The 20,415-nt window shown below is 62.0% G+C and carries 16 protein-coding genes, 1 pseudogene and 1 riboswitch; of the genes and pseudogenes, 13 read left to right on the top strand and 4 right to left on the bottom strand.

All coding sequences use genetic code 11. The annotated features are described in order from the left end of the window. The first annotated feature begins 76 nt into the window (after positions 1 to 76). The 9 genes from RHM62_RS05425 (at position 77) to RHM62_RS05385 (ending at position 10,521) form a co-directional block, all read left to right on the top strand. A complete protein-coding gene (locus RHM62_RS05425; RefSeq protein ID WP_322124533.1) occupies positions 77 to 961 on the top strand; it encodes an HlyC/CorC family transporter in 885 nt (294 codons plus the stop codon). Continuing rightward, on the top strand, positions 948 to 2,423 hold the full coding sequence (gene lnt, locus RHM62_RS05420) for an apolipoprotein N-acyltransferase (RefSeq protein WP_322124532.1): 1,476 nt from the start codon (positions 948 to 950) through the stop codon (positions 2,421 to 2,423). The genes RHM62_RS05425 and lnt overlap by 14 nt, the downstream gene beginning before the upstream one ends. A 123-nt stretch (positions 2,424 to 2,546) precedes the next feature. Then, the gene (gene glyQ, locus RHM62_RS05415; RefSeq protein WP_322124531.1) at positions 2,547 to 3,467 is read left to right on the top strand and encodes a glycine--tRNA ligase subunit alpha; all 921 of its coding nucleotides are present in this window, start codon (positions 2,547 to 2,549) and stop codon (positions 3,465 to 3,467) included. Between the two features lie 67 nt (positions 3,468 to 3,534). Further along, entirely contained in the window at positions 3,535 to 5,631 is a 2,097-nt protein-coding gene (gene glyS, locus RHM62_RS05410; RefSeq protein WP_322124530.1) for a glycine--tRNA ligase subunit beta, read from the top strand. After that, entirely contained in the window at positions 5,628 to 6,188 is a 561-nt protein-coding gene (gene gmhB / locus RHM62_RS05405; protein ID WP_322124529.1) for a D-glycero-beta-D-manno-heptose 1,7-bisphosphate 7-phosphatase, read from the top strand. Before glyS ends, gmhB begins: the two co-directional genes overlap by 4 nt. 28 nt (positions 6,189 to 6,216) lie before the next feature. After that, the gene (locus tag RHM62_RS05400; protein WP_322124528.1) at positions 6,217 to 6,969 is read left to right on the top strand and encodes a lysophospholipid acyltransferase family protein; all 753 of its coding nucleotides are present in this window, start codon (positions 6,217 to 6,219) and stop codon (positions 6,967 to 6,969) included. A gap of 28 nt (positions 6,970 to 6,997) precedes the next feature. After that, positions 6,998 to 7,816, top strand: a complete 819-nt coding sequence (locus RHM62_RS05395) for a SprT family zinc-dependent metalloprotease (RefSeq protein ID WP_322124527.1) — start codon at positions 6,998 to 7,000, stop codon at positions 7,814 to 7,816. Positions 7,817 to 7,885: 69 nt separating this feature from the next. After that, positions 7,886 to 8,275 (top strand): lactoylglutathione lyase, encoded by a 390-nt coding sequence (gloA, locus tag RHM62_RS05390; protein ID WP_322124526.1) that lies wholly within the window; start codon positions 7,886 to 7,888, stop codon positions 8,273 to 8,275. Positions 8,276 to 8,391: 116 nt separating this feature from the next. After that, positions 8,392 to 8,478: riboswitch (cyclic di-GMP riboswitch) on the top strand. An 84-nt stretch (positions 8,479 to 8,562) separates the two neighbouring features. Further along, entirely contained in the window at positions 8,563 to 10,521 is a 1,959-nt protein-coding gene (locus RHM62_RS05385; protein ID WP_322124525.1) for a PKD domain-containing protein, read from the top strand. A 75-nt stretch (positions 10,522 to 10,596) separates the two neighbouring features. On the opposite strand, the gene rsmA is transcribed toward RHM62_RS05385, so the two are convergent. The 4 genes and pseudogenes from rsmA to RHM62_RS05365 all read right to left on the bottom strand — a co-directional run bounded on the left by rsmA (position 10,597) and on the right by RHM62_RS05365 (position 16,057). Further along, entirely contained in the window at positions 10,597 to 11,376 is a 780-nt protein-coding gene (rsmA, locus tag RHM62_RS05380) for a 16S rRNA (adenine(1518)-N(6)/adenine(1519)-N(6))-dimethyltransferase RsmA (RefSeq protein WP_322124524.1), read from the bottom strand. Then, positions 11,373 to 12,408 (bottom strand): annotated as a pseudogene (gene pdxA, locus RHM62_RS05375) (4-hydroxythreonine-4-phosphate dehydrogenase PdxA). Before pdxA ends, rsmA begins: the two are co-directional and overlap by 4 nt. Beyond that, positions 12,408 to 13,802: a peptidylprolyl isomerase gene (locus RHM62_RS05370; RefSeq protein WP_322124523.1), complete on the bottom strand. Its 1,395-nt coding sequence runs from the start codon at positions 13,800 to 13,802 to the stop codon at positions 12,408 to 12,410. Before RHM62_RS05370 ends, pdxA begins: the two are co-directional and overlap by 1 nt. Positions 13,803 to 13,834: 32 nt before the next feature. Next, positions 13,835 to 16,057 (bottom strand): LPS-assembly protein LptD, encoded by a 2,223-nt coding sequence (locus tag RHM62_RS05365; protein ID WP_322124522.1) that lies wholly within the window; start codon positions 16,055 to 16,057, stop codon positions 13,835 to 13,837. Positions 16,058 to 16,168: 111 nt separating this feature from the next. Here RHM62_RS05365 and RHM62_RS05360 point away from each other — a divergent pair, with 111 nt between their 5' ends. Genes RHM62_RS05360 through RHM62_RS05345 form a run of 4 tightly spaced genes read left to right on the top strand, consistent with a single transcriptional unit; the run spans position 16,169 to position 20,403 of the window. Beyond that, the gene (locus RHM62_RS05360) at positions 16,169 to 17,179 is read left to right on the top strand and encodes an aminoglycoside phosphotransferase family protein (RefSeq protein ID WP_322124521.1); all 1,011 of its coding nucleotides are present in this window, start codon (positions 16,169 to 16,171) and stop codon (positions 17,177 to 17,179) included. 28 nt (positions 17,180 to 17,207) lie between these two features. Then, on the top strand, positions 17,208 to 17,927 hold the full coding sequence (murU, locus tag RHM62_RS05355) for an N-acetylmuramate alpha-1-phosphate uridylyltransferase MurU (RefSeq protein ID WP_322124520.1): 720 nt from the start codon (positions 17,208 to 17,210) through the stop codon (positions 17,925 to 17,927). Further along, a complete protein-coding gene (locus RHM62_RS05350) occupies positions 17,924 to 19,267 on the top strand; it encodes an aminopeptidase P N-terminal domain-containing protein (RefSeq protein ID WP_322124519.1) in 1,344 nt (447 codons plus the stop codon). Before murU ends, RHM62_RS05350 begins: the two co-directional genes overlap by 4 nt. Further along, positions 19,264 to 20,403, top strand: a complete 1,140-nt coding sequence (locus RHM62_RS05345; protein ID WP_322124518.1) for an FAD-dependent monooxygenase — start codon at positions 19,264 to 19,266, stop codon at positions 20,401 to 20,403. The genes RHM62_RS05350 and RHM62_RS05345 overlap by 4 nt, the downstream gene beginning before the upstream one ends. Positions 20,404 to 20,415 lie beyond the last annotated feature (12 nt).

The raw sequence follows: 20,415 nt of genomic DNA, 5'->3' as shown, positions 1-20,415 counted from the left end.
GAATCTCCTGCCGGCCGGCGCTAATGGTGTATCCTGAGCGCTCCCGAACTACACCGAACCCACGGCTCCCCGCCCAATGCAAGATCACTCTACTGGCGCGAAACCCATCGACGCCAAACCCCATCGTTCGCTGTTCGAACGACTCACCGCCCTCATTTCGCCCGAACCGGAAAACCGTGCCGAGCTCCTTGAAATCCTGCAAGACGCCCATGAACGCAGCCTGATCGACGCCGATGCGCTGTCGATGATCGAAGGCGTGTTCCAGGTATCCGACCTGTCCGCCCGCGATATCATGATCCCGCGCTCGCAAATGGACATGGTCGACATCGCCAAGCCGATCGAGGAATGGCTGCCGATGGTGCTCGAAACCGCCCACTCGCGCTTTCCGGCCGTCGAAGGCGAACGCGACAAGGTGGTCGGCATCCTGCTGGCCAAAGACCTGCTGCGCTACTACGCCGAAGAATCCTTCGATGTGCGCCACATGCTGCGCCCCGCCATCTTCATCCCCGAATCGAAACGCCTCAATGTGCTGCTGCGCGACTTCCGCGCCAACCGCAACCACATGGCTATCGTGGTCGACGAATACGGTGGCGTGGCCGGCCTGATCACGATTGAAGACGTGCTCGAACAGATCGTCGGCGACATCGAGGATGAATACGATTTCGATGAAGAAGACGACAACGTGCTGGCCATCAAGGAAGGTCAGTTCGGGGCCAAGTGGCGCGTCAAGGCATTGACCGAAATCGGTCAGTTCAACACGGAACTGGATGTCCATTTTTCGGACGAGGACGTCGATACGATAGGCGGACTGGTCGCCAACCATCTGGCGCGCGTGCCGCACAAGGGCGACGTCTTCGATATCGATGGCTTGCGCTTTGAAGTCCTGCGTGCCGATGCGCGCCAGGTCCATGTGCTGCTGGTCGAAAAACTCGGCGAACTCGCCACGGATGCTGTCGAATAAGACGGGCCCGGCGCTCGCCTTTGCTGCCGGCGCCGCCAACGTCCTGGCCTTCGCGCCGTACGGACTGTGGCCGCTGCAAATCCTCTCGCTGTGCGTGCTGTGCTGGCTCTTGCTGCGCAGCGAACGGGTGCGCGATAGCGCTTTGCTCGGGTGGATGTATGGTTTCGGCTGGCTGCTATTCGGCACTTGCTGGCTCTACATCAGCCTGCATGATTACGGCGGCCTGCCGGCCGTCCTCACCGTCATCGCAGTGGCCGGACTGGCGCTCTTCCTGGCCGGATTGATGGCTGCTGCGACCGGCGCGGCCGCTGCGCTGCGGGCGCGCTGGCACTGTTCGCCAACGGTATTCCTGCTGCTGCTCGTGCCGGCGCTGTTCATGCTGGCCGAATGGACCCGCGCGTGGATCTTCACCGGTTTTCCGTGGCTGTCTTCCGGCTATGCGCACAACGCCGGCCCGCTGGCCGGTTACGCACCGCTGGTCGGCGTGTATGGCATCGGCCTGATCGCCGCCGTCATCGCCGGTGCGCTGGTCCTGCTGCCGCGCCAACGCCGGCTGGGCTGGTTGCCGGCGCTGCTGTTCATCGGTGGCGCTTTGCTGCAGCAAGTCAACTGGACCACGCCGCAAGGCCAGCCGATCTCGGTGCGACTGCTGCAAGCCAACGTCCCGCAAGAGATGAAGTTCAATCCCGATCGCGTGCCCGATACGCTGATCCAGTATCACGACATGATTACCGCCGCCCCGGCCGACCTGATCGTCACACCCGAAACCGCGCTGCCGCTATTGCTCGCCCAATTGCCGGAAGACTATCTGCCGCGCCTGAGCAGCTTTGCGCAGGCCAGCGGCAGCCAGTTGCTGGTCGGCGTGCCGGTGGCCGACTCGCCGCAGCGTTACACCAACAGCGTCATCGGCATCGGCGGCTCGCAAGCGTATCGCTACGACAAGCACCATCTGGTGCCGTTCGGCGAATTCATTCCGTTCGGATTCCGCTGGTTCATCGACCTGATGCAAATGCCGCTGGGCGACTTCAGCCGCGGCAGCCTGCAGCAGGCACCGCTGGCGGTGAAGGACCAGTGGGTCTTGCCGAACATCTGCTACGAAGATCTGTTCGGCGAAGAAATCGCAGCCCAGCTCAATGGCAATGCGGCGCAAGCCACATTGCTGCTCAATGTCTCGAATATCGCCTGGTTCGGCAACTCGATCGCGCTGCCGCAGCACTTGCAGATTTCGCAGATGCGCTCGCTGGAAACCGGCCGGCCCATGCTGCGCGCCACCAACACCGGCGCGACCGCCGTGATCGACCAGCGCGGCCGCGTGGTCAGCGAACTCAAGCCAATCAGCACCGGCGTGCTGACGGCATCGGTACAGGGCTATACCGGCAAGACGCTGTATATATTGCTGGGTAACTGGCTGATACTGGCCATCGCAGCCGGCATGCTGGTGGCGGCACGCTGGCGACGTTGAGGGCAGTCGCAGTAACGCATTACGGGGCCGCAGCCTTGCCGGCAGTGCTAGAATCCAGGTCTTTGCGCCGGTCCTGCCGTATCGTGCGCGACCATCCTTTCTCACGCTGCAATCCGGACCAAGATGCTCACATTCCAACAAGTCATCCTCAAACTGCAAGAATACTGGGCCGCCCAGGGTTGCGCCTTGCTGCAACCGTACGACATGGAAGTCGGCGCCGGCACCTCGCACACCGCCACCTTCCTGCGCGCGATCGGTCCCGAGCCGTGGCGCGCCGCCTATGTCCAGCCTTCGCGCCGCCCCAAGGATGGACGCTACGGCGACAATCCAAACCGGATGCAGCACTATTACCAGTACCAGGTTGTGTTGAAACCCGCACCGGAAAATATCCTGGAGCTCTACCTCGGCTCGCTCGAGGCACTCGGGCTGGACCTGAAAAAAAATGACGTGCGCTTCGTCGAAGACGACTGGGAAAACCCGACACTGGGCGCCTGGGGTCTGGGCTGGGAAGTCTGGCTCAATGGCATGGAAGTCACCCAGTTCACCTATTTCCAGCAAGTCGGCGGACTCGATTGCAAGCCGGTACTGGGCGAAATCACCTACGGCATCGAGCGCCTGGCCATGTATCTGCAAGGTGTCGAGAACGTCTACGACCTGGTCTGGACCGAAGCCGTCACCAACGGCGTCACCCGCAAGCTGACCTATGGCGATGTGTTCCATCAAAATGAAGTCGAGCAATCGACCTACAATTTTGAATATGCCAACACCGATTTCCTGTTCTCGCAATTCACCAATTTCGAAGCCGAAGCCAAGCGCCTGATGGATATCCCGCTGACCTTGCCGGCCTACGAAATGATCCTGAAAGCAGCGCACAGCTTCAACATGCTCGATGCGCGCGGCGCGATTTCGGTGACCGAACGGGCCGCCTACATGGGCCGCATCCGCACGCTGTCACGCGGGGTTGCGCAGGCGTACCTGGCATCGCGCGAACAACTGGGCTTTCCGATGTGCGATGTTCCGGTCGCTGCCAGACAGCCAGCCTGAAGTCCGCCCTTCCAAATAATTTACGCTGCCACCCGCTGGCAGCCGCTTCGAAAATGACTGCCCAACCATGAATCAAACGCTACTGGTCGAATTGCTTACCGAAGAATTGCCGCCCAAGGCCCTCGCCAAACTGGGCGAGGCGTTCGCAGGCGGCGTGCTCGCCGGCCTGAAGGCACGCGACTTCCTCGATGACGGCGCCGTCGCCACCACGTACGCGTCGCCACGCCGGCTGGCCGTCACCATCACGCAGGTACGCGCGATCTCGCCCACCAAAACGATGCGCGACAAGGTGCTGCCGGTGTCCGTCGCACTCGATGCCGAAGGCAACCCGAGCGCACCGCTGCTGAAAAAACTGGCAGCGATGGCGCTCGCCATTCCCGGTGCGACGCCCACGCTGGCCGATCTCGAACGTGCCGCCGATGGCAAGGCCGACAGCTTTTTCTACAATTACAGCGCCGAGGGCGCGTCCTTGCGCGATGGCTTGCAAAGCGTGCTCGACGACGCCATCGCTAAGTTACCGATTCCTAAACTGATGAGCTATCAGCGTCCCGACGGTAGCACCGTGCAGTTCGTGCGCCCGGTGCACAAACTCATCGCGCTGTTCGGCGATGAACTGCTGCCGGTCTCGCTGCTGGGCCTGCAAGCCGGCCGCGTCACGCTGGGTCATCGCTTTCTGTCCGAAGGCGAACTGCGTATCAGCGACGCTGACAGCTACGCCGGCATGCTCGAATTGCAAGGCAAGGTCATCGCCAGCCCGGCTGCGCGCAAGGAAAAAATCCGCGCCGCGTTGCTGGCTGCGGCCGGTGCCGACCAAGTGCTGATGCCCGAAGCACTGCTCGATGAAGTATCGGCATTGGTCGAATGGCCGGTGGTTTACGCGTGCCATTTCGAGGAAGAATTCCTGGCCGTGCCGCAGGAGTGTCTGATCCTGACGATGCAGACCAACCAGAAATATTTCGCGCTCACCGATGACCACGGCAAGTTGCGCTCGCGCTTTTTGATCGTCTCGAACATCGCCACCGATGACCCGCAACACATCATCGGCGGTAACGAGCGCGTAGTCCGCCCGCGCCTGTCGGATGCCAAATTCTTTTTCGAGCAGGACAAGAAAAAAACCCTGGCCGACCGCCTGCCCGGACTGGCCGGCATCGTCTATCACAACAAGCTCGGCACGCAGGCGCAACGCACCGCGCGCGTCACCGCGCTGGCCGGCAAGATCGCGCTGGCCAGTGGCACCGATGTGGCGCTGGCCGAACGCGCCGCGCTGCTGGCCAAGACCGACCTGATGACCGACATGGTCGGCGAATTCCCGGAGCTGCAAGGCATCATGGGCACGTATTACGCGCACCATGACGGCGAACCGGCCGGGGTCGCACTCGCCATTTCCGAGCACTACCAGCCGCGCTTTGCCGGCGATGCGCTGCCTGCCAGCGCCACCGGCACTGCCGTCGCGCTGGCCGACAAGCTCGAAACCCTGGTCGGCATCTGGGGCATCGGCCTGCAGCCAACCGGCGACAAGGACCCGTTCGCGCTGCGCCGTCATGCGCTGGGCGTGCTGCGCATGCTGATCGAAAAGCGCTTGCCGCTGTCGCTGTCAGCCATGCTGGCGGACACCGCCGCGCTGTTTGCTGACAACGCTGCATTCACCGCGCCGGGCCCGGAATTGCCGGCCTTCCTGTACGACCGCCTGCGCGGCCTGTTGCGCGAGCGCGGTTTCACGCCCAATGAAATCGAAGCCGTCGTGGCCCAGCAACCGGATGTGCTCGAGAACATCATCGACCGCCTCGATACCGTGCACGCGTTCGCCGCGCTACCCGAAGCCCAGTCGCTGGCGGCCGCTAACAAACGCATCACCAACATCCTGAAAAAGACCGAAGGTACGCCCGGACCGGTGCATACCGGCCTGCTGCGCGAAGTCGCCGAAGAAGCACTGTATGGCGCAATGACCTTGCTGCAGCCGCATGTCGATGCGGCCTTCGCCAAAGGTGACTTCAGCGGCACGCTGCTCTCACTGGCGCAGCTGCGCCATAACGTCGATGCCTTCTTCAAGGATGTGATGGTGATGGAGGAGGACGCCCAATTGCGCGCCAACCGGATCGCGCTGCTGTCGCAATTGCACGCGATGATGAACCGCGTAGCCGACATTTCGAAACTGGCGACATGAGCGATCGCACCCCGCCGGTCAAACTGATCATTCTCGACCGTGATGGCGTGATCAACCAGGATTCGGACGCCTTCATCAAATCGCCCGCCGAATGGATCCCGCTGCCCGGTTCGATGGAAGCGATCGCGCGCCTGAACCAGGCTGATTACCGCGTGGTCGTGGCGACCAACCAGTCGGGCCTGGCGCGCGGGCTGTTCACCATGCCCACGCTCAATGCCATCCACCAGAAGATGCATGCCGCCGCGCAGCTGGTCGGTGCAGAAATCGACGCGGTGTTCTTTTGCCCGCACGCTGCCGACGACAATTGCGATTGCCGCAAACCCAAGCCGGGCTTGCTCCACGAAATCGCCTTGCGTTACGGTGTCGACCTCAAAGGCGTGCCAACCATCGGCGACTCGCTACGCGACCTGCAAGCGGGGTTCCTGGTGGGCTGCGTGCCGTATCTGGTGCGCACCGGCAAGGGCTTCAATACCGAAGCCAAGGGCGGTCTGCCGCCAGGCACCATCGTCTTTGACAATTTGGCGGTCGCCGTCGACCACTTGCTGCTGCCGACCTGATTCAACATTTATTTTTTCCGGAGTTCTGATGTCGCGTTTCATCCTGCTGTTGCGGTCGCTGGTCTTTCTTGTCGTGCAGGTCGTCGTCACGGTGCCGTGGGCCTGCATCTGCTTTCTGGCCTTGCCGCTGCCGTATCCGGCGCGCTACTTCATCACGTCACGCTGGAATGTGTTTGTCATCTGGCTGGCCAAAGTGGTCTGCGGCATCCGCTACGAAGTGCGCGGCCGCGCCAATCTGCCCGATGCGCCGGTGATCCTGCTGTGCAAGCACCAGTCGGCCTGGGAGACCATTTTTTTGCTGGCCGACATGCCGCGTCCGCTCATCTTCGTGCTCAAGAAAGAACTGCTGTACGTACCTTTCTTCGGCTGGGCGCTGGCACTGCTGCGCATGATCCCTATCGATCGCAGCAACGGCCGCGATGCGTTTGCCCAGGTCGTAGTACAAGGCCGTCAGCGGCTGGCCGATGGGCAGTGGGTCATCATGTTCCCGGAAGGCACCCGTACCGAAGTCGGTAGCCAGGGCAAATACAAGGGCGGCGGCTCCCGTCTGGCCATAGAAACCGGCACCGTGGTCGTGCCGATCGCCGTCAACGCCGGCGAGTGCTGGCCGAAAAATTCATTCATCAAAAAACCCGGCCTGGTCACCGTGTCGATCGGTGCGCCGATTTCGCCGGAAGGCAAGACGCCTACCGAACTGATGCTGGCTGTCGAAAACTGGATAGAATCCGAAATGCGCGTCATCTCGCCAACGATGTACGCCACACCATTCATAAAAAAATAAGCCCCATTACCGAGCGATCCGTCCGGACTTGAGCCATCAACCTTCCTCAGCGGCTTTGCCTGAGCTGCAACTGAACCTGTTTGCGGCAGAGCTGACGCCGGGCACCGGCGCGCCGGCGGCGCTGCCGAAACGACGCCTGCATGTCGGCAATCACATCCTCGAATTCACGTTGCGACGCTCGAGCCGCCGCAGCATCGGCTTCATCATCGATGACGATGGCTTGCGCGTCGCCGCGCCGCGCTGGGTCACGGTCACCGAGATCGACAATGCGATCCGCGACAAGCAGCACTGGATACTGACCAAGCTGGCCGAACGGCGCGAGCGCAGCGCACGCACCCGACCCGCCGCGATGCAGTGGATCGATGGCGCGACGCTGCCATATCTGGGTAGCCCGCTGACGCTGCGCTTGCGGGCGCTGCAAGACAAGGTGATCCGCCATGACGACGTCACCTCCGAACTGATCATCTGCCTGCCGGCCGACAGCACAGAACAGCAACTTAAGGATCGCGTGCAAGCCTGGTTGCAAGTCGAGGCACGCCGCCTGTTCGGTGAACGCTTGCCGCTGTATGCGGCGCGGCTGGGCGCGAGCTACCGCTCGTACACGCTGTCGTCCGCGACCCGCCAATGGGGCTCTTGCACGGCGGATGGACGTATCCGGCTAAACTGGCGGCTGATCCATTTTTCGCTACCGCTGATCGACTACGTGGTCGCGCATGAACTGGCGCATTTGCGCGAGATGAACCACGGCCCGCAATTCTGGGCCACCGTGCAATCGATCTTCCCGGAGTTCGAATCGGCGCGCAAAATGCTGCGCCAGCAGGCACCGGCAACCTTGCCCCTGTGCTGATTTTTCCCGTCGCCCGCAGCGTGCTGCGGACGACGTCACGGCACCATCACTCTTTTCCCGGAGATAACCATGCGATTCCTACACACCATGCTGCGCGTCGGCCACCTGCAACGCTCTATCGATTTCTATACCAAGGTGCTGGGCATGAAACTGCTGCGCACCAGCGATAACCCATCGCAAAAATACACGCTGGCCTTCGTCGGCTACGGCACCAATCCGGACCATGCCGAACTCGAACTGACGTGGAACTACGAGGTCGACAGCTACGAGATGGGCACCGCGTACGGTCATATCGCCATCGGCATGGGCGACGTTGCGCAGGCTTGCATCGACATCCGCGCCAACGGTGGCAAGGTAGTCCGCGATGCCGGCCCGGTCAAAGGCGGCACCACGATCATCGCGTTTGTCGAAGATCCGGATGGCTACAAGATCGAACTGATCCAGCGCGCCGGCGAATAACACCACCCGCTCGCCGGAGGCCGCGAACACCGGCCGATGGCGGGGCCGGAAAACTTATCCACAAGCGCAACAAATTCACCAAATTTAACTTGACTTGCTTTCAAGCAAGATAGATTATTGCTGCAGGGCAAACTTATTGAAAAATAAGGACGCAAAGCCTCCGGCCTACGGTCTTCACGGATCACGGTAGCGGGGTTGCCAGCAAGACTATTCCAGCAAGAGTTGGCTGTCTCGTTGACCGCGTAAGCCCTTTGTTCGACTCATCGATATAACAAAGGGGTACTACCATGACATCACCACTGAACAGCAAACCGGCTACCACAGCCATCATCGCCGCCATCACCCTCGCCTTCGGCGGACTCGGCATCTATGCCGTGACGGCCGCAGACCAACCCGCACCGGAACAACAAGCAGCGCCTGTGGCACTTGCGACAGCCACCGGCACGGCACCCTCTGCCAACCCATGGGCGGCCAATCCGATGTTGCTGGCACAGGCCGAACTCGTGACCGTCGGCCATCAACAGACCCGTATCGCCAACGCCGCCACGGAGACTGTTGCCGCAACCATCGCCGATGCCGGTCACGACGCCGCCGCTCACGCCGGGTCCACACTGACGCCAGCGATGATGGCAAGCATGGAACTGCGCAGCGATTTCGTCCCGGCCAGCGCTACCGGATCCACCACCAATGCACCGTTTTCCCGTATCCAGCTCGATGCCATGACATCAGGCCAAAACGCGATTGCCCAACTGGGCGGCAACCTTGATGCGGTTGCCAAATGGTATGGCATGAGCAACACCGAATTTCGCCAGATGCTGTTATCCGACAAGAGCGTCCACGTCGATACCAAGGGCCGCGTGCTGCACATCGATGAAGAAACCGTCCTCCCCGGTGCCGCCGACGGCAGCACGATGGCAACGGCAGTCGTGACTGCTTCGGTGGCGACCGCAGGCGGTGCCAGCCCATTCCCGTACGATCAGACTTTCAAGCTGCACACCAAGCCGGACTCAACCCGCGTGCTGTACCTGAACTTCACCGGCCAGGGCAACTATCCCGCCTTTGACACCGACAAGGCACCGGCAACCTTCAGCAATGCCGAACGCCTGCTGATCCAAAAAGTCGTGTTGCGCGTAGCCGAAGCGTATGCCGCGTTTGACGTCGATATCACCACCGAGGCACCGGCCGTCCCGGCGGGCAAGATCGGCGCGACCATCCTGATCACGCCGCAACCTGCCTCGATGGGCGGTTATGCCTACCTGAATTCGTTCAGCACCTTCGCTGCCGGTGCGGCACCGGCATTCTGCTTCCCGAATAACCTGGCCAACGCTGAAAAATACATTGCCGATTGCGTCTCGCATGAACTCGGCCACACGCTGGGACTGGGCCATCAAGGTCAATTGCCGTCGACCGGTTACTACACCGGTCAGGGCAGCGGCGAAACCGGCTGGGCACCGATCATGGGAGTGGGTTATTACAAGAACCTGCCGCAGTGGTCCAAAGGTGAATACGCCAGAGCCAACAATACGCAGGATGCCTACGCCGTCATGCGTGCCCGTGGCCTGAACCCGCGTGCCGATGACCATGGCAATACCATTCCGTTCGCCGATGCCCTGGTCGCCAAAAGCGCCAACGGCCTGAACAACCTGAGCGGCCTCGGTCGCATCGAAACCACCGGTGATGTCGACATGTTCAGCTTTGTCGCCGGTGCCGGTCCGGTTAACCTGAAAGTCAGCGGTGCGATGCTGGGCGGTACGCTCGACATCGCGCTGCAACTGCTCGATGTCAATGGCAAGGTACTGGCCACCAGCAGCGCAACCGCGACCACGCTGGCCAAAGCCATCACTGCCACGCTGCCAGCCCAGGGGACCTACTTCCTGAGCGTCAAAGGGGCGGCACGCGGCGACCCGCTGATCACCGGCTACACCAACTACGGCAACCTTGGCGAGTACAACATCAGCGGCACCAGCACCCTGTCTACCGTAACCGCCACGACACCGGCCATCGTGACCTCGGCAGTCACCGGCAAAGGACCGGTTGCCATCAAGTTCGATGCCAGCACAACGGTACCGACTGCCGGCGGCAAGGTCACCACGTATCAGTGGAACTTCGGTGATGCGACCCCTGTTGTTGCAGGCGCTGCTACCTCGCATACCTATACCAAGCCAGGCACCTATGAAGCAGTCTTGAAAGTCATCGATTCACGCGGACTGACGACCTTCGATGGCGTGAAAATCACGATCTCCTGATTCGCCACCGCAGGAACGACAAAGCCGGCAAGGGCTTCCGAAAGGAAGCGCTTGCCGGCTTTTTATTGGCCGGGATTACGCGGTGACAGGCAAGCGATTGGCCAACCCGACATACTGCTCCAGCGAAATCGTCTCGGGCCGCAGGGTTGGATCCACGCCCGCATCGATCAACTGGTTTTCGGTGAACATGCCGGCCAGGCAGTTGCGCAGGACCTTGCGGCGCATCGAAAACGCCTTGAGTACCACCGCCTCCAGCGCTTGCTGATTGCAGGGCAGCGGTGACTCCAGCGGAATCATGCGCACGATGGCCGACTCGACCCGCGGTGGCGGATCAAACGCCGTCGGCGGGACGATGAAGCGCAGCGACATCGCGTAGCGCCATTGCAGCATCACCGACAGGCGACCATAGCTTTTGCCACCGGGCGCGGCGACCATGCGTTCGACCACTTCCTTTTGCAGCATGAAGTGCTGGTCCTGAACCAGCGCCGTAAAACTGGCGAGATGGAACAGCAGCGGACTCGAAATGTTGTACGGCAGATTACCGACCACGCGCAGTTTCTGTCCGGCCGGTACCGGCAAGTTGCCGAAGTCGAACTGCAGCGCATCACCGGAATGGATCAGTAATTTTTTCGGGTCGAAGGTTTTTTGCAGGCGCACGACAAGGTCGCGGTCCAGCTCGACCACATGCAGCTGATCGAGGTCATCAAGCAGCAGGCGCGTCATCGCTCCCAGACCGGGTCCGATCTCGACCATTGCGTCGGCGCGTGCCGGTGCGATGGTCTGGATGATGTCTTGCAGGACTTGCTTGTCAGTCAGAAAATTCTGACCGAAGCGTTTGCGGGCGACGTGCTTCATGCAGCCACCGCCGCCATCTGTACCGCAGTGCGGATCGCTTCGACCATGCTGCCGTGGTCGGCATGACCGACGCCGAGTGCGGCCAGATCGAGTGCCGTGCCGTGATCGACCGAAGTACGGATTAGCGGCAGGCCCAGCGTGATGTTGATGCCATGACCGAAGCTGGCGAACTTGAGCACCGGCAGGCCCTGGTCGTGATACATCGCCAGCACGCAGTCGGCGTCTTTCAGGTACTTGGGCTGGAACAGCGTGTCGGCCGGATACGGGCCGGCGACGCTGATGCCGCGCGCGCGCCGCCTGCAGCGCAGGGATGATGATGTCGATTTCTTCGTGCCCGAGGTAGCCACCTTCGCCGGCATGCGGATTGAGTCCGGCCACCAGAATGCGCGGCTTGGCAAGCCCGAAGCGCTCCTGCAGTTCGCGCTGCAAAATGTCGAGCGTGCGCCCGAGGCTGTCGAAGGTAATCGCTGCCGGCACCTCCTTGAGCGCCAGGTGAATGGTCGCCAGCGCCACCCGCAACGGATGCTCGCCACTCGCAGCCAGCATCATCACGACATGCGGTGTGCCGGTTTTTTCAGCGAGGTATTCGGTGTGGCCGGTGAACGGTACGCCAGCGTCATTGATCGTACTTTTTTGCAGCGGTGCGGTGACCATCGCGGCAAACCAGCCGGCGCGCGTACCTTCGATCGCCATATCGAGCATCTGCAGCACGCTGCGACCATTACGTTTATCGAGCTGGCCGGGGATCACATGCGCCGCCAGCGGGCTGTCGAGCACCACCAGCCGGTGCGGCGGAAAACGCGGCAAGCCATCGTTGCGGATGGCCTGCACCGAAACGGCGGCGAGCGAGATGGACGCGTCGATCTGCTCGGCCAGGATCGCCAGAAAAGGCGCGTCCCCGATGAGCACGCAATTGACTTCATCGCGCAATTCCCAGGCCGCGCGCAAGGCGATTTCAGGACCGATCCCTGCCGGTTCGCCGCAGGTGATCGCGATGGTCGGCCGCGCGACCGTCATGCTGGCAGCGGTCATTATTTGTCTTCCAGCCGATATTCGACATAGGCGCGGTCGCGCAACTGGCGGATCCAGTCCTGAGTCGCTTCTTCGAGCTTGCGCTCGCGCAGAGCCTGACGTGCGCTCAGGCGTTTGCGCTCCTGCGAGACGTCCTGGCTCTTGCGCTCGAGGACTTCGATCAGGTGATAACCGAACGGTGTTTCGATCGGTGCGCTGACTTCGCCCGGCTTGAGCAGGTTCATCGCGCGTTCAAATTCGGGCACGGTATCGCCCGGATAAATCCAGCCCAGATCGCCGCCCTTCGAGGCCGACAGGTCATTCGAATACAGCTTGGCGAGTTCCTCGAAGGTGGCTGCCTTGTTGTCGAGACGCTGTTTGAGGTCGGTCAGTTTGCGCAATGCTTCAGACGCCGTCACGATCGTGTTGACCTTGATCAGGATATGCCGTGCGCGCGTCTGCTCGACGGCCGGTGCCGCCGCGACGGTGCCGCCAGCGGCGCTCCGGGTGCGCTTGCCGACCACTTTCAGAATATGAAAACCGCTGGCACTCTTGACGACCGCCGAGAGTTCACCCTCGTTGAGTCTGGCCACGGCATCGACAAACAATTGCGGCAAACGGTCGGCGGTACGCCAGCCCAGCTCACCGCCCTTGAGCGCATCGATCGAGTCGGAATACGACGCGGCCAGCTTGGCGAAATCCGCACCGCTGCGCAATTGCCGCGCGACGTCATCGGCACGCGCGCGACGCACGGCGATCTGCTCGGCGGTCGCGTTTTCAGGAATCCGGACCAGGATCTGCGCGAGGTTGTACTCGGGCTGAATCTGGGGCGCGTTCTTCTCTGCGTCGAGGTAGTTGTCGACTTCGGATTCAGTGATCTGCAGCTTGTTGTCGACTTCGCGTTCGCGGATGCGCTGCATCGCGATTTCTTCGCGGATCTCTTCGCGGAAGCGCGAAAATGGCGTGCCTTCCCGTTCGAGCTGGTTACGGAAATCCTGCATCGAGAGTTTGTTCTGCTCGGCCAACCGGGCCATTGCCCGGTCCAGCATTACGTCATCGATCTTGATGCCGCTGTCAGCTGCCAGTTGCAGCTGGGCGCGGTCGACAATCATCCGCTCGAGGATTTGCTTTTCTAGTAAGGCGCGCTGCGGCAGCTGTGATCCTTGCTGCTTCATGCGTGCCTCGACCAGGGCAACCCGGCCATTGAGTTCGAGGCGCGTGATGACGTCGCTATTGACGACAGCGACGATCGAATCGATCACCTGTGGCTCTGCCTTGCGTGCCGCAGTAGGGGCAGGAGCAGCCTGGCCGGCCGGCGAGAATTGCGCACTGGCCGGCTGCAGGCAGCCGGCAGCGAGGCTAAACAGGACGGCAGCGATTTTCAGGCACTGTACTGGGGAGTTGGCTTGTCGCATGGTGTGATCCGGAGTCCTGGAAAAATTCGTGGTCATGGTAAATAGGAGGAAGTCTGGTTGACGTTCTGATAGCCCGGCACGCTGGTGCGCAAGGCTTGCAGCGGGTTCGACCCCAGTTTGGACAACCCGTTTAATTCAAGCTGGAAAAATAATGCCGAGGTGGCCTGCGATGTCGCCGTCGGGGTGCGCTGCGCAACGACGCGAAACACCCAGCAATCAGCCTTGTATTCGACCCCGAGCAAGCCTTCGGCGATCTTGCTGGTGGTCAGTGAATAGTTCAAACGCCCCACACCATACCAGCGACTGGCAAACGGCCACTGCGCCGAGGCATCGAATGATTTTTCGAGATTGTTCGGCAAGTCCTGCCGGTAAGCCAGATTCAGCACCTTCATCGGCCCGGGCTGGTATTTGATACCGGCGTTGGCGCGGTTGAGCACGCCCTGGGTCTGGCTGTATTGCAGATTGGTTTCGGCCGAAAACGACTGGCTCAGACGGCCGCTGGCCGACAGCAGCAAATCGGAACGGCTTTGATTGGGAACGCTGCCCAGCGCAACACGCTGATCGGAAAAATAATAGCGCTGGCCCAATGCAATCCGGGCCCGCTCGGCACCCGACTCTTCCAGAAAACGTGTGGTCACTGCCGCCGTGACCTGGTTGGCGTCGCCAATGCGGTCATTGCCGACGAAGCGGTTTTCGCTGAACAACTGCGTAAAACTCAGGTCAGCCAGCCCGCTGTCAAAATTAGGCAGCATCGACTGATCGCGGTACGGCGTGTAGACATAGAACAGGCGCGGCTCCAGCGTCTGGGTCATGTCGCGGCCAAAGAAACGGGCATCGCGTTCGAACACCATGCCGCTGTCGAGCGATGCGGTCGGGATGGCCCGCTGCGGCGAGGTCTCGGCGCCCGGCGTGACGCCGTTACCGCTGTCGCGCAGTTGGTAGCGGGTTGCGTGGAACGACAGTTTTGGCGTGATGAAAAATCCCGGCTCGATGAGCGGATACGAGACCTTCGGGCTGACAAAAAGACGATCGCCCTGCTGCAGCGTCGGATGGGCGAAGCGGGTCAGATCCGAATCGAAAGCCAGATCGAAACCGGCAACATCGGGACGCGCCGACGCAAAGGTAATTTGCGGCAAGCGGTCATATGGACGGCCGATCGGTGCCAGCGGATCCTGCAGCACCTGGTAATTGCTGGCGCGCGCCGTGAGAGTCCAGTACGGCTGGCCGTAACTCAAGCTCAGGTCGCGCAACAGCAGGCGTTGCTGCGCGGTGGTCAGGGTGCGCGAGAAATCACTCGGATAATCATTGTCGGACGCGGCGTTGATATTCCAGTTCAGTGTCAGTCCGGGACGCAGCGTTTGCGTATGGATGGATGACACGGACCAGCGGTCGGCGCCGGTCAGTTTGTCCTTGAGCAAACCTTCGAGCTTGGTCTCGCCCGCATACGCCGGATCGAGATACCGCGCCACCGCACCCAGCTGCAAACCGCGCTGCGCAATGATGTTCGGATAAATGGTCAGGTCGCGATTCGGTGCGATGTTGAAGTAATACGGCACCATGACTTCGAGACCACCACGGTTGGTCGCACCGATGGTCGGCGGCAGCACGCCCGACTTGCGCGCGCTCGATAGCGGGAACGACATCGCCGGCGCGCCGAGTATGGGCACGCCCTTGAAGTACACGACGCTGTTGCGGGCCAGGCCGATGTCGCGCGCGGTATCGAGATTGAGGGTGCCGGACTGCAGGTACCAGTCCGGATTCGGCCCCTCGCAGGTGCTGTAGGTGCCATCGATGACGGTGGCTTCGGTTTCGGATTCGAAGTTGATGCGCTTGCCGCTGCCCTGTCCTTTGGTGCGCTCGAGGCGATAGGTCGGATTGGTCACATAGCCGACGCCGGCATCCATGTTGAGCCTGAGCTCGTCGCCGGTATAGACATCCTCGACGCGCTGCATGCGCACATTCCCGCTGGCTTCGACTTCGTCTTCGACGACGTGGTACTGGGCCTTGTCCGAGTTGATTGTCGTGACGCCGCGCACGATCTCGACCTTGTTGGCCAGATCGAGTTCGCGATCGGGTCGGCCCGTCATGCTCTCGGCGCTGATCTCGGCCGGTGCTTCGCGATCACTCTGCTGTACGGACTTGGACTTGGACGCGCTCTGGGCCAGCACGGTATTCGGCAAGGCTGCCGCAGCGACCACAGCGGTCAGAATGCGAAGCAGGCGCTGCGTCGGGGACAGGACAGGGAACCGGATCATGAAATTGGGGAGTGACCACCGTGGCAGGCGATTTTTTAAATTGAATCACTTATTATAGGGGAACTCATTCCCTCCTAACCGGATTCCCCGGACCGCTTCCTGCCTTTGCCTATGCCAACTGATCTTCGTTTGACCAATTTAAAACTCTGGCTCGCCAGCCTGCCTTCCGGCATCCGCATCGACAGCCTCCGCCCGGCCTCGGCCGATGCCAGTTTTCGCCGCTACTTCCGGGTTGATCTCGACGATGGCAGCAGCGCCATCGTGATGGATGCGCCACCGCCGCAGGAAGATGTCCGGCCCTTCGTCGCGGTCGCCGCCCTGTTCGGCACCACCGGCGTGTCGGTGCCGGCAGTGCTGGCACAGGATGTCGAACAAGGTTTCCTGCTGCTCGATGACCTCGGCGCGACCACCTATTTGCAGCAGCTCGGCGCCGGCACGGCACCCGCGCTGTACCTCGATGCCATCGATGCCCTCGTGCAGATCCAGATGCACAGCCAGCCCGGTGTGCTGCCCGATTACGACCGCGCGCTGCTGCAGCGCGAGCTGATGCTATTCCCCGACTGGTATGTCAGCAAGCACCTCGGTGTGACGCTGACGGACGCCCAGCGCAAGTCGCTTGATGGCGTCTTCGATGCGCTGCTGGCCAACAACCTGGCGCAACCGCAGGTCTACGTGCACCGCGATTACCATGCCCGCAATCTGATGGTGCTGCCGGCCGGCAATCCGGGCATCCTCGATTTTCAGGATGCGGTGTACGGACCGATCACCTACGATCTGGTGTCGCTGCTGCGCGATGCCTACATCGAATGGGATGAAGAACAAGTACTCGACTGGGCCATCCGCTACTGGGAACGCGCCAAGCGCGCCGGCCTGCCGGTCAATCCTGATATCGATGCGTTCTACCGCGACTTCGAATTCATGGGCTTGCAGCGGCACCTGAAAGTGCTCGGGATTTTCGCCCGCTTGTCGCACCGCGATGGCAAGGATGCGTACCTGAAGGACTTGCCGCTGGTACTGCGCTACACCCGCAAGGTCGCCGGCCGCTACAAGGTGCTGGCACCGCTGATCGTGCTGCTCGATGCACTCGAAGACAAGGCACCGTCGGTCGGCTATACATTCTGATGTCCACCTCTTACCGGAAATCTGCTGCATGAAAGCCATGATCCTTGCCGCCGGTCGCGGCGAGCGGATGCGTCCGCTCACCGACACCTGCCCGAAACCGCTGCTCAAAGTCCGCGGCCGTCCGCTGATCGTCTGGCACATTCTCAACCTGGTCCGTGCCGGCATCACCGAGATCGTCATCAACCACGCCCACCTGGGCCAGCAACTGGTCGACACGCTGGGCGATGGCAGCCAGTTCGGCGCGACGCTGCAGTACTCGGCCGAAGCCACGGCACTCGACACCGCCGGCGGCATTGCGCAGGCGCTGCCGCTGCTGGGCGATGCGCCCTTCGTGGTCGTCAATGGCGATATCTATTGCCCGCATTTCGATTTCGAACAAGTCAAGTCGGCGCTGGTCGATGCCGACATGTGGGGCAACCCGTATCCTGCCGACCAGCGTGATATCGGCTGGATCTACCTGGTTAAAAATCCGCCGCACGTGCCCGACGGCGACTTCGGCCTGACCACGTTTGCGGTCAACAATGACGGCATGCCGCGCTTTACTTTTTCGGGTATCGGCGTCTACCGGCCGGAATTATTCGCGACCATCATCGCCGGCACACCGGCCAAACTGGCCCCGTTGCTGCGCGAATTTGCAGCACGCGGACAAATCGGCGGAGAGGTGTATCGTGGCGACTGGACTGACGTCGGCACCCCCGAGCGTCTGGCCCAATTGAACCGCCCCCTTACCGAAAGCAAACAACCATGAGTCCCTACGCCGCCCGTCGCGCCAGCCTGATCGCACAAATGCAGGCACGCGGAGGCGGCGTAGCCATCATCCCGACGGCGCCGGAACAGCACCGCAACAGCGATGCCGAATACCCGTACCGGCATGACAGCACGTTCTACTACCTGTCCGGTTTTGCCGAGCCGGAAGCCGTCATCGTGCTGGTCGCCGGCAAAAAAACCCAGTCCATCCTGTTTTGCCGCGAAAAAAATACCGAGCGCGAAATCTGGGAAGGTTTTCGCCACGGCCCCGAGGGTGCACGCGAAGCCTTCGGTTTCGACGCTGCCTTTCCTATCGATGCGCTCGATGCGATCCTGCCGAAACTGCTGGCCGACGAACCGGCGCTGTTCTACGCGCTGGGCAGCAACGCCGCGCTCGATGCGCAAGTCCGGGGCTGGCTGAAAAAAGTCCGTACCCAGTCACGTGCCGGCATCACCGCACCGTCGTCGGCACACGATGTCAGCTGCCTGCTCAATGAAATGCGATTGATCAAGGATGATTCCGAACTGGCCATCATGCGCCGCGCCGCGACGGTCTCGGCCGAAGCCCACGCACGGGCGATGCGCATGGCCAGGCCCGGCCTGCACGAGTACCAGATCGACGCCGAACTGCTGCATGAGTTCCGCAATCACGGCTCGGACTTTCCCGCCTACACCTCGATTGTCGCCACCGGCGCGAATGCCTGCGTGCTGCATTACCGCGCCGGCGCCACGATCCTGCAGGATGGCGACCTGGTGCTCATCGATGCCGGTTGCGAACTCGATGGCTACGCCTCCGACATCACCCGCACCTTTCCGGCCAACGGCACCTTCACGCCCGCACAAGCGACCCTGTATGCGCTGGTGCTGGCCGCGCAGCACGCGGCTATTGCCGCCATCGGGCCCGGCAAGCGCTTCATGGACGGCCACGACGCGGCGGTACGCATCCTGTCGCAAGGCATGCTGGATACCGGCCTGCTTGATGCCGACAAGGTCGGCACGCTCGACGACGTCATCACCAATGGCGACTACCGGCAGTTCTATATGCACCGCACCGGCCATTGGCTCGGCATGGACGTGCACGATGTCGGCGAATACCGCGAAGTCAACGACACCACGACCGCCGGCGGCGACAAGCCGTGGCGCATCCTGCATCCCGGCATGACGCTGACAGTCGAGCCGGGCATCTACGTGCGCCCGGCACCCGGCATTCCCGAGCAGTACTGGAACATCGGCATCCGCATCGAGGACGATATCGCAGTCACCGCCGGTGGTGCCGAAGTCATGAGCAGCGACGCGCCCAAAACCATTGCCGACATCGAAGCCATGATGCGTAACGCATGATGCAGACCGACGTCGATATCGCCATTTGCGGTGCCGGTCCGGTCGGACTGGTGCTGGCTGGCTTGCTGGTCCAGCGCGGCATGGCACCGGAACGCATCGCGCTGGTCGATGCGAAGACCGCCGTGCAATCGGCCGCCGATCCGCGCTCGATCGCGCTGTCGTACGGCAGCCGCCAAATCCTTCAGCAAGTTGGTGCGTGGCCGGTACCGGCGCAGGCCATCTCGCAGATCCATGTCTCGCGGCGCGGCCATTTCGGCCGCACGCTGCTTGACCGTGCCGATTACGACTTGCCGGCGCTGGGCTACGTCACCCGCTACGGTGCACTGGTGTCGGCCTTGGCCACCGCGACCGCGCAGGCCGGTATCACCGTACGCCGGCCGCTGCAGGTCAGCACCACGCAAGAGCAGGCCGACCATGTCACGTTGCACTTCGACGATGGCAGCAGTTGCACCAGCGCCGTGCTGATCCAGGCCGAAGGCGGCGTGTTTGCCCAGCAGCCGGCGCGCACGCTGCATCGCGATTATCAGCAAAGCGCCATCGTCACGCATGTGACGACCAGCGCACCGCTGATGCAGCGCGCCTTCGAACGGTTCACTTCCGAAGGTCCGCTGGCGCTGCTGCCACAAGACGACGGTTATGCCGTGGTCTGGTGCGTACAGACCGCGACTGCCGCGCGCCTGATGGCGCTTGACGATGCCGCTTTCCTGGTCGAACTCGAAGCGCTGTTTGGCGGCCGCGTCGGCCGCTTCCTCGACTGCAAGCCGCGCTTCGTGTACCCGCTCGGCCTGAACGCGCATGTCGCCCCGACCGCCCGCACGATCGCCATCGGCAATGCCGCACAGACGCTGCATCCGGTCGCCGGGCAGGGATTGAATCTGGGACTGCGCGATGCGATGGTGTTGGCCAGATTGCTGGCCGGCGATATCAGTCCCGCTGCGCTGAGCGCATTCCACGCACAGCGTAGCCGCGATCGTGGCATGACCATCCGCGTTACTGATGCGATGGCGCGCGTCTTTGCCAGTGCGCCCGAGGGCACGCTCACGCAAGGGTTGCTGGGATTGTCGCTGGGGCTGATGGATGCGGTGGCGCCGGCACGCAAGGTGCTGGCGCAGCAGATGATGTACGGGCAGCGGTAGCGCAAAAAAACG

This window comes from Actimicrobium sp. CCC2.4 (genome assembly GCF_034347385.1).
Classification (GTDB): Bacteria; Pseudomonadota; Gammaproteobacteria; order Burkholderiales; family Burkholderiaceae_D; genus Actimicrobium.
This window is presented reverse-complemented; position numbering and strand designations above follow the sequence as displayed.